Annotated in this window: 15 protein-coding genes; 7 read left to right on the forward strand and 8 right to left on the reverse strand. The window is 62.7% G+C overall.

Annotated features, from left to right (window positions below; all coding sequences use genetic code 11):
- Positions 1–47: 47 nt before the first annotated feature.
- From FJ974_RS27570 to FJ974_RS27600, 7 genes are all read right to left on the reverse strand, one after another.
- Entirely contained in the window at positions 48–1,547 is a 1,500-nt protein-coding gene (locus FJ974_RS27570) for a CpaF family protein (RefSeq protein ID WP_140533290.1), read from the reverse strand.
- A 30-nt stretch (positions 1,548–1,577) separates the two neighbouring features.
- The gene (locus tag FJ974_RS27575) at positions 1,578–2,861 is read right to left on the reverse strand and encodes an AAA family ATPase (RefSeq protein ID WP_181177124.1); all 1,284 of its coding nucleotides are present in this window, start codon (positions 2,859–2,861) and stop codon (positions 1,578–1,580) included.
- A gap of 29 nt (positions 2,862–2,890) precedes the next feature.
- Positions 2,891–3,616, reverse strand: a complete 726-nt coding sequence (locus tag FJ974_RS27580; RefSeq protein WP_140533292.1) for a CpaD family pilus assembly protein — start codon at positions 3,614–3,616, stop codon at positions 2,891–2,893.
- A gap of 14 nt (positions 3,617–3,630) precedes the next feature.
- On the reverse strand, positions 3,631–5,172 hold the full coding sequence (locus FJ974_RS27585) for a type II and III secretion system protein family protein (protein ID WP_140533293.1): 1,542 nt from the start codon (positions 5,170–5,172) through the stop codon (positions 3,631–3,633).
- Positions 5,169–5,981: a Flp pilus assembly protein CpaB gene (gene cpaB, locus FJ974_RS27590; RefSeq protein ID WP_140533294.1), complete on the reverse strand. Its 813-nt coding sequence runs from the start codon at positions 5,979–5,981 to the stop codon at positions 5,169–5,171. The genes FJ974_RS27585 and cpaB overlap by 4 nt, the downstream gene beginning before the upstream one ends.
- A gap of 219 nt (positions 5,982–6,200) precedes the next feature.
- Positions 6,201–6,719 (reverse strand): prepilin peptidase, encoded by a 519-nt coding sequence (locus FJ974_RS27595; RefSeq protein ID WP_140533295.1) that lies wholly within the window; start codon positions 6,717–6,719, stop codon positions 6,201–6,203.
- Between the two features lie 181 nt (positions 6,720–6,900).
- Positions 6,901–7,071, reverse strand: a complete 171-nt coding sequence (locus FJ974_RS27600) for a Flp family type IVb pilin (RefSeq protein ID WP_140533296.1) — start codon at positions 7,069–7,071, stop codon at positions 6,901–6,903.
- A gap of 355 nt (positions 7,072–7,426) precedes the next feature.
- Between FJ974_RS27600 and FJ974_RS27605 the strand changes: the two genes are divergently transcribed.
- From FJ974_RS27605 to FJ974_RS27615, 3 genes are all read left to right on the forward strand, one after another.
- The gene (locus FJ974_RS27605; protein ID WP_140533297.1) at positions 7,427–7,846 is read left to right on the forward strand and encodes a pilus assembly protein N-terminal domain-containing protein; all 420 of its coding nucleotides are present in this window, start codon (positions 7,427–7,429) and stop codon (positions 7,844–7,846) included.
- Positions 7,847–7,972: 126 nt separating this feature from the next.
- Positions 7,973–8,563 carry a TadE/TadG family type IV pilus assembly protein gene (locus FJ974_RS27610; RefSeq protein ID WP_140533298.1) on the forward strand — a complete coding sequence of 197 codons (591 nt, stop codon included), beginning with the start codon at positions 7,973–7,975 and terminating at the stop codon, positions 8,561–8,563.
- Positions 8,564–8,587: 24 nt separating this feature from the next.
- Complete coding sequence (locus FJ974_RS27615) at positions 8,588–9,208, forward strand: TadE/TadG family type IV pilus assembly protein (protein ID WP_140533299.1); 621 nt, start codon at positions 8,588–8,590, stop codon at positions 9,206–9,208.
- 53 nt (positions 9,209–9,261) lie between these two features.
- On the opposite strand, the gene FJ974_RS27620 is transcribed toward FJ974_RS27615, so the two are convergent.
- On the reverse strand, positions 9,262–10,197 hold the full coding sequence (locus tag FJ974_RS27620) for a phosphate/phosphite/phosphonate ABC transporter substrate-binding protein (protein WP_140533300.1): 936 nt from the start codon (positions 10,195–10,197) through the stop codon (positions 9,262–9,264).
- 130 nt (positions 10,198–10,327) lie between these two features.
- Here FJ974_RS27620 and FJ974_RS27625 point away from each other — a divergent pair, with 130 nt between their 5' ends.
- From FJ974_RS27625 to rpsT, 4 genes are all read left to right on the forward strand, one after another.
- On the forward strand, positions 10,328–11,575 hold the full coding sequence (locus FJ974_RS27625; protein WP_140533301.1) for a phosphopentomutase: 1,248 nt from the start codon (positions 10,328–10,330) through the stop codon (positions 11,573–11,575).
- Entirely contained in the window at positions 11,559–12,449 is an 891-nt protein-coding gene (gene mutM / locus FJ974_RS27630; protein WP_140533302.1) for a bifunctional DNA-formamidopyrimidine glycosylase/DNA-(apurinic or apyrimidinic site) lyase, read from the forward strand. Before FJ974_RS27625 ends, mutM begins: the two co-directional genes overlap by 17 nt.
- Before the next feature lie 39 nt (positions 12,450–12,488).
- Positions 12,489–13,262, forward strand: coding sequence for an enoyl-CoA hydratase (locus tag FJ974_RS27635; RefSeq protein WP_140533303.1), 774 nt, complete (start codon positions 12,489–12,491; stop codon positions 13,260–13,262).
- A 169-nt stretch (positions 13,263–13,431) separates the two neighbouring features.
- Positions 13,432–13,698, forward strand: a complete 267-nt coding sequence (rpsT, locus tag FJ974_RS27640) for a 30S ribosomal protein S20 (protein ID WP_124996039.1) — start codon at positions 13,432–13,434, stop codon at positions 13,696–13,698.
- Positions 13,699–14,607: the final 909 nt, after the last annotated feature.

The following is a 14,607-nucleotide window of genomic DNA, read 5'->3' on the forward strand; positions in this document are numbered from 1 at the left end:
AAACCGCTTCACACTTTTCCTGGAATTGCTTCCAACCTCCAGATGCATCAGTCAGCGCGCTTCTCCATGGCCTCGAGCGCGTTGGCGAGACGCTGCTCCTCGCCGTAGTAGCGGGCGCGATCCCAGAAATGCGGCCGGCCGATGCCGGTGGAGACATGCTCGCCGAGCAGACGGCCGTTCGCGTCCTCGCCCTTGATGTTGTAGAGGATGATATCCTGGGTGATGATGACGTCGCCTTCCATGCCGATCACCTCGGTGATGTGGGTGATGCGGCGCGAACCGTCGCGCAGGCGCGCCGCCTGGATGATCACGTCGACCGAGCCGACGACGATTTCGCGCACGGTCTTCTGCGGCAGCGAATAGCCGCCCATGGCGATCATCGATTCGATACGGTTCAGGCATTCGCGCGGGCTGTTGGAGTGGATCGTCCCCATCGAACCGTCATGGCCGGTGTTCATCGCCTGCAGGAGGTCGAACACTTCCGGCCCGCGCACCTCGCCGACGATGATCCGTTCGGGCCGCATGCGCAGGCAGTTCTTCACCAGGTCGCGCATGGTCACCTCGCCCTCGCCTTCGAGGTTGGGCGGCCGGGTTTCGAGGCGGACCACATGCGGCTGTTGCAGCTGCAGTTCGGCCGAGTCCTCGCAGGTGATGACGCGCTCCTCGCGATCGATGTAGTTGGTCAGGCAGTTGAGCAGCGTCGTCTTGCCCGAGCCGGTACCGCCCGAGATGACGACATTGCAGCGGACGCGGCCGATGATCTTGAGCACCTCGGCGCCCTGCGGCGAGATGGCGCCGAACTTGACCAACTGGTCGAGCGTCAGCTTGTCCTTCTTGAACTTGCGGATGGTGAGCGCGGTGCCGTCGATCGAGAGCGGCGGCGCAATCACGTTGACGCGCGAGCCGTCGGGAAGGCGCGCATCGCAGATCGGGCTCGATTCATCGACGCGGCGGCCGACCTGGCTGACGATGCGCTGGCAGATGTTGAGCAGCTGCTGATTGTCGCGGAAGCGGATGCCGGTCTGCTCGACCTTGCCGTTGACTTCGATGTAGACATTCTTGGAGCCGTTGACCATGATGTCGGCGATGTCGTCGCGGGCGAGCAACGGCTCGAGCGGCCCATAACCCAAAACGTCGTTGCAGATGTCCTCGAGCAGTTCCTCCTGCTCGGCGATCGACATGGCGAAATTCTTGATCGCGATGATATCGTTGACGATGTCGCGGATTTCCTCGCGCGCGCTCTCGGGATCGAGCTTGGCGAGCTGCGACAGGTCGATCGTGTCGATGAGGGCGGAAAATACCTGGCTCTTGGTGTCGTAATAGGTCTCCGAGCGCTCGCGCTGGACCTTTCTTGGCGGCTCGGGCGCCATTGGCGGCGCCTCGACCGGACGGCGGACGGGTGGCGCGGCTGGCGCGCTGGACGTCGGTGTGGCCGGCCGCTCGAGAACCGCCGTCGTAGCGGCGCCTGGCGCGGCGGGAGCCGGTGCTGGCGGACGGAACTCGGGCTTCGCCCTGTTGCCGTCGTCGGAGCCTCTTTTACCAAACATGATCGACTACCCGATGCCGCAATGTGAGCGTCACTTCTTGTTGCGCGAAAGCTTGCCGAGGATGGAGCCCAGGCCAGCTTTCTTCCTTGCCTTGATTTCGCTGCGCCCGGTCAGCACATGGGCGATTTCGTTGATGATGCCGACGACCGGGCTCTTGGCATCCATCTCGCCGAGCATTCGGCCGTTGTTGGCCGCGTTGCCGAACAGCAGCGGTTCGAAATTGATGACCGCCATCGGCGTGATGCCGAGCGGCTCAGCGAAGTCCGAGGCCGCGATCTCGGGGCGTTTCGGCACGCCGGCCTGGTTGATGATCAGCTTCGGCGGCGGATCGTTCGGACGCAGCCGCTTCAGCATGTCCACCATGTTCTTGGTGTTGCGCAAATTGGCAAGCTCCGGCGTAGCGGTGATGACGATCTCGTCGGCCTTGATCAACGTGCTCTTGGCCCATCCGGTCCAGATGTGCGGCACATCGAGGACAAGCAGGGGCGCGCTGCGCTGCGCCGTCTCGATGATCTGGGAGAAGGCATCCTGCTCGAAATCATAAACACGCTCGAGCGTGGATGGCGCGGCGAGCAGAGAGAGATGTTCGGCGCACTGCGCAAGCAGGCGGTCGAGATAAACCTCATCGACCCGCTCCGGCGAAAACACCGCCTCGGCGATGCCTTGCGCGGGATCCTGGTCGAAATTGATGTTGGCGGTGCCGAAGGCGAGATCGAGATCGGCGACGACGACTTCGGACTTGAACAATGACGACATTGCCCAGGCGACATTGTGGGCGATGGTCGAGGAGCCGACGCCACCCTTGGCGCCGATGAAGGCGATCGCGCGGCCGATCGGATCGGCTTCAGGATCGACGAAGATCGACGACACGACGCTGACGATGTCGGTCATCGAGACCGGCGCGATGACATATTCGGAGATGCCGGAGCGGATCAGCTCGCGGTAAAGGCCGACATCGTTGTAGTGGCCGACCACCACCACCTTGGAGGAGGGATCACAATATTCCGAAAGCTGGCCGAGCTGCTCAAGCAACTGCTTCGGCTCGCTGCGCGATTCCAGCAGGATCAGGTTGGGTGTCGGCGCCGACTGGTAGAACTCGATCGCCGTGGCTATGCCGCCCATGTGGACTTTGACATGGGCCTTGGCCATGCGGCGATCCTCGCCGGCGCGCGCCACCGGATTGGCGACGCCTTCGGTCTCGCAGAAGGCCTGTATCGAGATGCGCGGCACCGGCCGCAGCGCCTGCATGGCGGCGATGTCCTGTTGCGAGGTGTCGCCGACATCCGCGGATGCGTCGTAGGCAAGATTGCTCATCGTCATGCTCTTTCCGTCATCTGGCGCGGTCAGTAAGTCACTTCCGAATTGCCCAGGAACTCGTCCGAAATGCCTCTCGAGCGGTAGACGTCGATCACGGCACCGCGATTTTCGGCGTCGATGTCCGACTGCTTGCGCGGCCCGAGCAGGTCGTTGGGATTGGCCAACTGAGCGGCAAGGTTGTTCTGATAGGAGCAGCCGAAATCGGCGTAGTGCTTGTTCTCCGCCGTCTCCGCCAAGTCATCGGGCCAGCGCCCGCATTTGTCGGTCTGCGCTTTTACAGCGACAAAGGCCACTCGGATCGGAGCCGAGGCTTCCGGCACGGCCGACTGATAGGACGTGATTATGATCCGGTTGCGCTTGACGCCGGCTGCGATTGCAAGCCTGGCGAAGTCGCGGCCGGCGGCGGCGGCGGCGGCCTGATTGGCCGATCCGAACGGGATCGCGATCGTCAATGCCGGGGCGGCGCTCCTGTCGTAGCCATCGAGGAAGCCAAGCAGCGTGTCGCGTTGCGAAACGGTCATGCCGCGATCGCCGGCGCCGACCGGAAGATCGATCTTCTGGTTCTTCTCGGCGATGACGATCGGATGATTGGTGCGATAGTCGTCGGGGATTGCGCCCACCGTTATGCTGTCGCGGTTTGCGCAGCCGGCGAGCGACGCCGCGAGCGCGATCGCCAGAGCCGGGACGGCCGGCCAGCGGATGCGTTCGCGACCCGCCGCGATCGTCGGGGCCTTAGATGCTGATTGAGACATGTCCACTTCCCCGCTCACTTGTAGATGAAGCCGACGACGCCGTGGTAGCGACCCGGCGGCCTGTCGGTCTGCATGGTGCCGTAGACGCGATTGACGCGGCCAAGGAACATGCCGGCGCCGTCGCTTGGCGGATTGAAATTGTCGTCCGGCTTGTCCAGCTCGTTGCGCGCCACCGGCTTCACCAGGTAGGGCGTGATGATGACGACGAGTTCGCTCTCGTTGCGCACGAAGTCCTTGCTGCGAAACAAGGTGCCAAGCACCGGTATCTTGGCCAGACCCGGCAAGCCCGAGACAGCCTGGCGAACATCGTCGCGGACCAGGCCGGCGATCATCATCGATCCGCCCGAAGGCAATTCGACGGTGGTGTCGGCCAGTCGCTTGCGGATCGACAAAAGCGTGGTGCCCGGCAATTCGGCAGCCCCTTCCAGGGTCGTCGCACCTTCCGCGGTCGGCTCCGAAACGGCCGTTCTTACCTTGAGACTTATCCGCCCGGCCGACAACACGACCGGCTGGAACTCGAGGCCGATGCCATATTCGAGCTTTTCGTTGGTGTACGTCACCTGGCCGGTCTGGTTGTCGGTCGAAACGTTGTTCGTGCGCGAGGTGATCAGATTGAACTCACCACCTACCTTGAACGTCGCCTTCTCGCCCGAAACGGCGGTGAGGGTCGGCTCCGCCAGTGTCTTCATCACGCCGCTTTGCTCCATGGCGTTGATGTAGGCCTGGATGCCGTTTCCGAGTCCGCCGCCGAGCCGCAAGTTGGAAGTCTGCGCTATCGGCTTTCCCAATCCGTAGGGAGGCGAGCTCATGGCGCCGTAGGAGATGCCATTTGCGCTGCCGCTGCCGATCATGTTGACGCCGAGCTGCTTCATCACCGAGCGACTGACCTCGGCGACGGTCACCTTGAGGGTGACCTGATCGTCGCCGATGATCTGCAGCAGGTTGACGATCTTCGAGACGCGGCGTTCCTGGTCGGGATTGTTGATGTCGACGCCGCCATTGGCCGAACCGCCGGCCGCGGTCTGAGAGTACTGACCGGTGGTCGCTTCACCACCCGACACGAAGATGGTCGCAAGGTCGACGGCGCGCTTGGCATCCAGCGGCGTGTCCACCATGCCGGTGAGGACCACGTTGTCATTCAGGAGCTCGACCTTGATCTGCGAGGACGGAATGAAGCGCTTGAGATAATCTTCCAGTCCGGCGACATCGCGCTCGACGGCCAGATCCAGGCTGACGATCTGCTCACCGTTGGGGCCGAAGACGAAGATGTTGGTTTCACCCACCGCCTTGCCGAACAGATAGATCCGCCTGGCGGTGCGCGTTACCGCGTCGGCGACCGCGGGATTGGCGACCAGAATGTCATAGGCATCGCTCGGCAGATCGATGACCACCGATTTGTTGAGGCCGAGCTTGACACGCTGCGTGGCGACCGAAGCCGTTACGCCGGCGACCTTGTTTGCGGCCCTGGCCTCGACCAGGCCGGGTGCGTTGGCGCCGAGCAGGAACAGGCCGATCGCCACCGCCGTCAGGACGGGCAGTTTACCGTTTAGCCTCATTTCCTTGCTCCCACTTCGGAAACTTCGCCCGACTTGATCAGCCGCACCGTGCCGCGCCGGCCATTGCCGTTGACCAGATAGTCGGCCTCGTCCTGGTTCTTTTCATGAGCGTCCGTGATCGGGCGCAGCGCCAGCGTCAGCCGGTCCGCCATCTGCTGCGCGACGGTGATGATCTCGGCCTGCTGCGGCGTCAGTTCCAGCGTCGCGGTCTGGCCGACCCTGGTCTTCTTGCCTTCTTCGTCTTCCTGGATGGTCTGGTCGATGGCCAGGACACGGATGTTCTTGAGGATGGTCTCGGTGTTGAAGCCGGTGCCGCCGTTGGCGGCGTCGGCGCGGCGGGTCATGATGACGTCGACAGTATCATTGGGAAGGATGAAGCCGCCCGCCGACGTGTCGGCCGATATCGCGGTCGCGACGGCACGCATGCCGGACGGCAGGACCGACGACATGAAGCTCTGCCCTTCGCCGACCAGCTTGGAGCGCCGCAGCGGCTCGCCACTGTACAACCCCACGCGGGCAACCGAGCTCTTGAGCTTCTCAACCGCGTCGGGTTCGGCGGCGCGGGTGATGAAATTGGCGTTGATGCCTTCGGACGGCCACTGCTGCCAGCTGATGTTGTTGCCAAGCTGGCTGCCCATCGCCACGTCGCCGGAAAGCACCAGCACGTCCTGCAGCGCCATGGCTGGCTGCTGAGGCCCTTCGACAACGACCTGGGGCGGCGGAGCCGCAACCATGTTCTTTGCGACATAACCCGCGCCGCCCGCCGCGGCCACCGCCACGCCTAAAATGATCAATCGGGATGCTGGCATTCGTCCGAACCCTTCGCCCAAGTAGCAAACCACCACGCCAGGCCGGACTTTGCAGTTGCAATCGTCAAAACAAGGTTAATGTAATGCTTACGATCGTGATTAATTTAAGGTTTACTCAAATTGGACGGAACCGGCTTCCGTTAACGAAAAAGGGCGGCCAAGCCGCCTTGAGCATGCTGTTTTATCAAGAGGAATTCCGTTCAGTTAAATTAGGACCGGTCAGGTCGTAAGCCTTTCCAATGCCCAGACCATCAGCGGCGAATCCGGAAAGGTGATGAGCCCGCCGAGCCCGAGCGCAACGCCGTAAGGAACGCCCACACTTTCGTCGGCGAAGTGACGCAGAAACCGGCTGTGCCCGGTATAGGCCGCCAGCGGCGATTTCCTGTAGACCAGAATGGCAATGGTCAGCAGGCCGCCGATCAATGTCGCCGTCACCAGATATCCGACGAGGTTGATGTTGAGGCCCATCCAGACGGCCGTCGCGGCCAGAAGCTTGGCGTCGCCGCCGCCCATGCCGCCAAGCGCGAAAAGACCGAACGTCACCGCCAGCACCAGGGTGCCCGCCGCGAAATGCCAGCCATAGGTTGCCCAATCCATTCCGGTCAGCGGAGCAACCAGGGCAAACGTCACCACCAGCAGCACCGGTACACGGTTGGCGATCGTCATCGACAATGTGTCCGAGATTGCAGCAAACAGCATGCAAAAGGGAAAGACGACAAAGATCACGGCTTCAAGCATGGAGGCGGTGTCCGCGGTGAAAGCTTGCTGGTTTCGAGTCTAGGCGCGTTCGATTAACGATCGATGAGGCCGGACGTTCAAAATCCTTGTTCCCGCTCGACGTGCCAATGACATGACCATGAACAGAACAAGGGCCGCCAGGTTGGCGGCCCTTGTTCGAAGCGACTGGATTGCTTCGATATTACGACTTGTTGACAGCAGCCGCGATGGCGTCGAACTTGGCGTTCAGCGCGCCACCGAGCGACGTAGCGCCGACCATGATGGCGAGGGCGATGAGAGCGGCGATCAGACCATATTCGATAGCGGTCGCGCCGGATTCATCCTTCACAAAGCGTGCGATGAGGTTAGACATTCGAGAGCTCCTACTCCACGTGTTACAGCACTTCCGTCAACTTCTCTGGTGGTTGATCGGATGCTGCCAATCTAGGCGGGAGCCCTTTCGATCGGCTTAATAAATAGCCTTACCAATTCCTTTCCGGCGGCGATCCCGTCGCGTGGTTAACCGTGGCCTAAACCTCCAAAAGCTGGCCGGCGGGCCCGGAAACCCGTGCAGACAGGCGCGTCCCGCAATATTGCTAAAACAGCATTTGCTGTGGCGGGCAGCACGGAAGACGGCCAATCGTTATCGCGGCCGGCTTCGGTTTAACCGTTGGTTCACCAATCTCCTTCATGTTCCGTTGAACAGTTCGCCGCCTAGGAACGTCTCAATGATCTGGTCGAAGCCATCATTCGCTGCCGCAGCGCTGGCAGCCGTTGCTTTCGTCATGCCGGCAAAGGCGGGCGCGGGCATCGAAGTCACCATGAACCAGGCAAAGATCGTCAAACTGTCGCGTGCGGCCGACACGGTCGTCGTCGGCAATCCGGCGATTGCCGACGCCTCCGTGCAGGATGCCTCTACCATCGTCCTCACCGGCAAGGGTTTCGGCGTCACCAATCTGGTCGTGCTCGATCCGGACGGCAGCCCTATCATCGACGAGCAGGTGACCGTCGTGCGGCAGGCAGCGTCTTCGGTGCGCATCTACCGGCGCGCCGAGGTCCAGACCATGTCCTGCACGCCCTATTGCGAGAGCTCGTACAAGAGCGAGGCCGAGAAAGCTTCCGAAGCAGAAATGAACGCCGGCCACTGAGCCGATAGCCGTGACGTTAACGGCGGGTTAAACGTCGCCCGGCGAATTTAGCGATGATCCAAACCGGACTTCAATGGGTTTTCGCTAATGTGCCGCCGGTATCGCAAGGGATCGGCAGGAACGGACATGAGCAGGGATCCGGCACCCGGCAAGGGCGTGGGCAAGGGGGCGGGAGCGAAGCCCCGCCATGGCTTTTTCAGCGACAAACGCGGCAGCACGGCGATGGAGTTCGCAATGCTGGCCATTCCGTTTGCGCTGCTCGTTTTCGCCATCCTCGAAAGCTGCATCTCATTCGCCGGCCAGGAGGTGATGGCCAACATTACCGACGATGTCGCGCGCCAGTTGCGGACCGGGCAGCTGAAGAAGGCAACCGTGACCGAGGCCTCGATCAAGCAGCTGATCTGCAGCAGGCTGGAGATCATGGTTGCCAAGAATTGCCCGGGATTGCTGGTGGACCTGCACGAATATGCGACCTTCGCCGACGCCGCCACGGCGGGCTTCAAGATCGTGAACGGCGACATTGTGCTGACGCAAGGCACAAACCCGACGGCCTTCGGCGTATCGCCGGGGTTGGCGGAATCAAAGAATATGCTGCGGGTTTTCTATAAATGGCCCGTAATGACGGATTTCATGGCCAAGCAGATGGCCAACCTCAAGGACGGCAACACGCTGCATTTTGCCTCCGTGACCTGGCAGAACGAACCGTTCGACGACTGAGACTGCGGCGTGGGGGATAAGAATATGTACCGTGCGGGGGCACAGCGGGGGATTTCGGCCGTCATGGCGCGAGCGATGCGGTTTTGCCGCGATCGCCGTGGCGTGGCGGCCATCGAGTTCGCGTTCATCGTGCCCGTGCTGCTCATCATGTACTTCATCACGATGGAAGCCTCCCAAGCCATCGAGACCAGCAAGAAGGTCAGTCGTATCGGCAGCATGGTGGCGGATCTCGTCACCCAGCAGCAGACGATCGTCAAGGCGGATCTCGACGCGATCATGAAGATCGGCACTTCGACGCTGCAGCCCTACAACCGTTCGTCGCCGTCGATCATCATCACCGGGATCCAGATTACCGACGAGGCATCACCGAAAGTGCAGGTGGCATGGTCGCGCAAGGTCGTGGGCACCACCTACAGCGCCGACGCGGCCAAGGACAGCATCACCACGGTTCCGGCGACGCTGAAGATCCGCAACACTTTCCTGGTGCGGGTGCAAAGCAACCTCGCTTACCAGCCGATCATCACCTGGTCCGCCAACAACGCAAAGGCGCTGGGCTTGACCGCCGCCTTCAACAACATATCGATGGGCGAAACCTACTATCTCAGGCCCCGCCGGAGCCCGACGATCCCCTGCAGCGACTGCTGAGGGCCAAAGCGTCCTTCGTCCCGAAATCGCTGCGCCCTGTCGAGAGACATGCTTCATGGCCGGTCGACTGTTTCACCCCGAACGATAGCCTCTGCCAGCGCGTAATCCTTTGCCTCGGCGAGCGCGAACCCGCCGGAATGCGTCGATTCGAGAAGATCGTAGACGTCGGGAGTCAGCGACTTGAGGTTGGTGAGAAAAACCGTCAGCCGGCGCTTCGCTTCGGGATCGAGATCGCTGCGAACGGCGTGCGGCCCGTAGCGCAGCAGACCCGAGGTCCAAAGCACCCGAAGCGACGTCTTCGGAACACCGGCTGCCTCAAGCCTCGCGACCGTTCCGCCCGAATCGCGCGGCTGTCCGTCGGCGCCGGCCGACTCCCAGCCGAACAGGCCGTCGGCCTCGCCGTCGTTCAGCATCGCCTCGGCCGCGGTGGCGGAGGCGGCGCGCGTCAGGAAGGGTGAGTCCCGCGCGATTTTGACGCCTTCGGCGGAGAGCCCGGCCAGCGGCAGCAGGGAACCGCCGACATTGTCGGGGGGTGCGACGGCGATCCGATGCGCGGCGATTGCGGCGAGATCGGGTATCTTGCCATCGCGCGTCACCAGGACGGAGCGGATGCCGACCGCGCCATCGGCGTCGACCGGCGCAACCAGCGGCTCCACGCAGCCGCAGCGCTCGGAGGCGGCGGCATAGGCAAGCGCCGAATAGATCGCATACTGGACGCGGCCGCTCGCCTGCGCCTCGATCAGCGCCGCATAGTCGCGGGCGACGACGAACTCCACCTTCATGCCGAGCGCATTGGTATAGGCCTCCGTCAGGCGCGCCAGCCCCGGAACCGTGTTGCCGCCACCGGGTTCGGCGACAATGCCGATGCGGAATGTGCCGATATCGTCGCGCCAGTCGGCGCGGGCCGGCAAGCACGCGGCCACCGTAAGGAGGATGCCCGCGAACGCCGCCAGGGTCCGCCTTGCCGCGTGTTTGCCGCCGCCTACCATCTTCTCCGTCCCAGCCCACATTGCGCCTTGTGTCGACTATGGCGCCAAGCCGTTGCGGTTTGGTTTCCAATTTGCCAACGCGGCCGCGCAACCTTATGTCTGGATGCTTAGATCCACAACGACGGCACCCATGGCGCGCGCTTTCCTGTTCGTTCTCGATTCCTTCGGCATCGGCGGCGCGGCCGACGCCGAACGCTATGGCGATGCCGGCGCCGACACTTTCGGTCATATCCTGCAGGCCTGCGCCGAAGGCCGCGCCGATCGCGAAGGTCTGCGCGCCGGACCGCTCGCCGTGCCCAACATGATCTCGGTCGGGCTGGGCCGCGCCGCAGAGATCGCGAACGGGCTGACCCTGGATACCGGCAAGCCGCTCTTTGCCTCATCCTTCCACGGCGCCGCGCAGGAAGTGTCCAGCGGCAAGGACACGCCGTCTGGCCATTGGGAGATCGCCAGCCACCCGGTGCATTTCGACTGGGGCTATTTTCCGGATATAGTGCCGGCCTTCCCGGCCGATCTGACCGCGGCGATCCTCCGGGAAGGCAAGGTGCCGGGCATCCTCGGCAATTGCCATGCGTCAGGCACTGAGATCATTGTGCGGTTCGGCGAGGAGCACATCCGAAGCGGCAAGCCGATCTGCTATACGTCAGTCGATTCGGTGCTGCAGATCGCCGCCCACGAGACGCATTTCGGCCTCGAACGTCTTTATGAGCTTTGCTTGACGGTACGCCGGCTGGTCGATCCGCTGAAGATCGGGCGGGTGATCGCGCGACCCTTCGTGGGCGAGACGCCGGCCACCTTCCAGCGCACCCACAACCGCCGCGACTATGCCGTGCCGCCGCCCGAGCCGACCCTGCTCGACCGGCTGACGGAGCGCGCAAGCAAGGTCATCGGTATTGGCAAGATCGGCGACATCTTCGCGCATCGCGGCATCTCGGAGGTGCGCAAGGCGGGCGGCAACATGGCGATGCTGGACAAGGCGCTCGGCGCCATGGACGACGCCGGCGAAGGCGATCTGGTGTTTGCCAATTTCGTCGATTTCGACAGCGAGTTCGGCCATCGGCGCGACGTTGCCGGCTACGCCGCGGCGCTCGAGGCCTTCGACCGGCGCCTGCCGGAGGCATTTGCCCGGCTCAGGCCAGGCGACCTGCTCATCCTGACGGCCGACCATGGCAACGATCCGACCTGGCGCGGCACCGACCATACGCGCGAGCGGGTTCCGGTGATCGGCCTCGCACCTGGACTGAAGGGCGGCGATATCGGCTTGCTGCCGACCTTCGCCGATATCGGCGAAACCGTCGCGGACCATCTTGGCCTGGCACCCGGCCGCCACGGGACCTCTTTCCTTGCGACGATAGGCGGCCATGCCGGAACTGCCTGAAGTCGAAACCGTCCGGCGCGGCCTGCAACCGGTGCTCGAGGGCGCGCGCCTCGTCAAGGTCGAGGCGCGCCGGCCCGATCTCAGATTTCCGTTTCCGGACAAGTTTTCGGAACGCCTGACCGACAAGACCGTCACGGCGCTTGGCCGGCGGGCAAAATACCTGACCATGCATATCGAAGACGGTCCACTGCTGATCTGTCATCTTGGCATGTCCGGATCGTTCCGCATCGAAACCGCCGAAAGCAGCGGCGTGCCCGGCGCTTTCCATCACGAACGCTCGAAAAGCTCGGCGCACGACCATGTCGTGTTCGATGTCGTGTCGCCGCAGGGCGAGCGGTCTCGCGTCATCTTCAACGACCCGCGCCGTTTCGGCTTCATGCTGTTTGCCGAGGGCGCGCCGGACACGCACCCAATGCTGGCCGGTCTGGGCGTCGAGCCGACCGGCAATGCGTTGGACGGCCCGCTGCTCGCCTCGCTGCTGGAGGGCCGGCGGGCGCCGCTCAAAGTGGCGCTGCTCGACCAGCGGCTGATCGCCGGGCTCGGCAACATATATGTGTCGGAGGCGCTGTGGCGCGCCGGCCTGTCGCCGCTGCGCGAAGCCGGAACCGTTGCCGGAACCGGCAAGAAGACCAGGGAGCAATGCCGGCGCCTGGCCGAGGCGATCCGCTCGGTCATCGCCGACGCGATCGCCGCCGGCGGGTCGTCGCTGCGCGACTATGTCCAGGCCGACGGCTCGCTCGGCTATTTCCAGCATTCCTTCGCGGTCTACGATCGCGAAGGCGAGCCCTGTCCGAAGCCCGGCTGCCGCGGCAATATCGAGCGCATCGTGCAAAGCGGCCGCTCGACATTCTATTGCCGGACCTGTCAGCGGTGAGCTAGACCGATCTCCTCAACAAAGCGAGGAGACGATGCCATGACCTATGAAACCATACTCGTGGAAACACGCGGCAAGGTCGGGCTGATCACGCTGAACCGGCCCAAGGCGCTCAACGCGCTGAACTCCCAGGTCATGGCCGAAGTGGCATCAGCGGCGACCGCGTTCGGCGCGGAGGCCGGTATCGGCGCGATGGTCATCACCGGTTCCGAAAAAGCTTTCGCGGCGGGCGCCGACATCAAGGAAATGCAGTCGATCTCCTTCGTCGACGCCTACACGCAGGACATCTTCGTCGGCTGGGAGGAGTTCACGCGCACGCGCAAGCCGATCATCGCCGCCGTCGCCGGCTATGCGCTGGGCGGCGGCTGCGAGCTGGCGATGATGTGCGATTTCATCATCTGCGCCGACACCGCCAAATTCGGCCAGCCCGAAATCACGCTCGGCGTCATGCCCGGCATGGGCGGCTCGCAGCGGCTGACCCGCTTCGTCGGCAAGTCGAAGGCGATGGACATGTGCCTGACCGGCCGGATGATGGACGCCGCCGAGGCCGAGCGCTGCGGGCTGGTGTCGCGGGTGGTGCCGGCCGCCGAGTTGGTCGAGGAAGCACTGAAGGCAGCGGCCAGGATCGCGGAATTTTCATTGCCGTCGGTGATGATGACCAAGGAAGCCGTCAACCGCGCCTACGAGACGACGCTCGCCGAAGGCCTGCGCTTCGAGCGCCGCCTTTTCCATTCGTTGTTTGCGCTCGACGACCAGAAGGAAGGCATGGCCGCCTTTGGGGAGAAGCGGAAGCCGAACTTCACCAACAGGTAGGGCGGGTTTCGGCGACGTTAAGACGCTAAAAAGACGGCGAAGCGGCGTTGACGCGCCGGAAAAGCTGAACTATAAGCCGCACCACCCGAGGCGGCCCCCATGGCTGCCCGTTTGTTTTTTGCGCCCTGCGGCACCCCGCTGGCGCCCACCAGATCAGAAGAGAGGCATCATGGCCAATACTTCCTCGGCCAAAAAGGCAACGCGCAAGATCGCCCGCCGCGCGGCGATCAACAAGAATCGCCGGTCGCGCGTCCGCACCTATGTCCGCCAGGTCGAAGAGGCGCTGGCCGCCGGCGACAAGGCCGCAGCGCTGGAGGCCTTCAAAGCCGCCGAGCCGGAATTGATGCGTGCCGCCACCAAGGGCGTGATTCACAAGAACACGGCATCGCGCAAGGTTTCGCGGCTGGCCCAGCGGGTCAAGGTGCTGTCGGCATAACCGACTTCCGCCAAGTTTGACTGTTAAACCCGGCTCAATCGCGCCGGGTTTTTTTCGTTTGCCGGCAAGCACTTAAAAAGAACGCTTGCAAATGCCGCCAGACCAAGATTCCAATATTGCAATTGCTTTGCCGGCACATACATGATCACGGATGTCGGCGATACTGCAATGCGGCGATCGCCTTAAATTAGCCTGTCACAAAATCTCTAGTTTTTTCAGAGACTTGCAGACGGTCATCCACAGCTTGTTCAACTCACGGTCGAGCGTCGGGGGACAAGTAGCTGTCAAGAACATTATTTCAGAAAATTTCGAAAGGTGTGGCCTTTTTCACATTCGCCGGAAAAGGGTTTGAATCACAATGGCTTTGTCAAAACGTGCCGCCGTGGCACCTGCTCCCGACCCGTCTTCGGTAACCAGATTCGTTAAAAATCCGTTAGACGTGGCCTTGCCCTATCCACAGCGATTTCGGTAATGTCCATGCATCAAAGGGACGGGCTTTAGCCCCTGACCCAGCCTGAATCGGCCAGCACAAAATGGCGGAATTCATGACGTGGAGCAATTCCGCGCGCGGCTTGGTTTGTCTCTTTGGTGCGGGTAGGGGACTGGCGTAATTGTACATGGCAGGTCGATGTCGCGCCGGCGTTTCGCCGGACGGTATTTTATTGCCCTGACGTGATCAGGCCGGCTTGCGAGAGGCCGGCAGCAGGTTCCTTGCGCGACGTTGCGATGATTATTGCCGGCGGCGGCGACAACGCAGCGAAAAAGATTGCCGGATCCAGGGTGCAGGAGGCGCATCCCCGGCGGAAAAAGGGTACGAGAAGACAAGGAACTTTGATCATGCAGAGCGGCATCGAACGGGAGATAACTGGCGAACTCCCATTCCCAGCAACATTCGTCGGAGGGGACGGC

Origin of the sequence: Mesorhizobium sp. B1-1-8, from assembly GCF_006442795.2 — a bacterium.
In the GTDB taxonomy this organism is placed as follows: Bacteria; Pseudomonadota; Alphaproteobacteria; order Rhizobiales; family Rhizobiaceae; genus Mesorhizobium.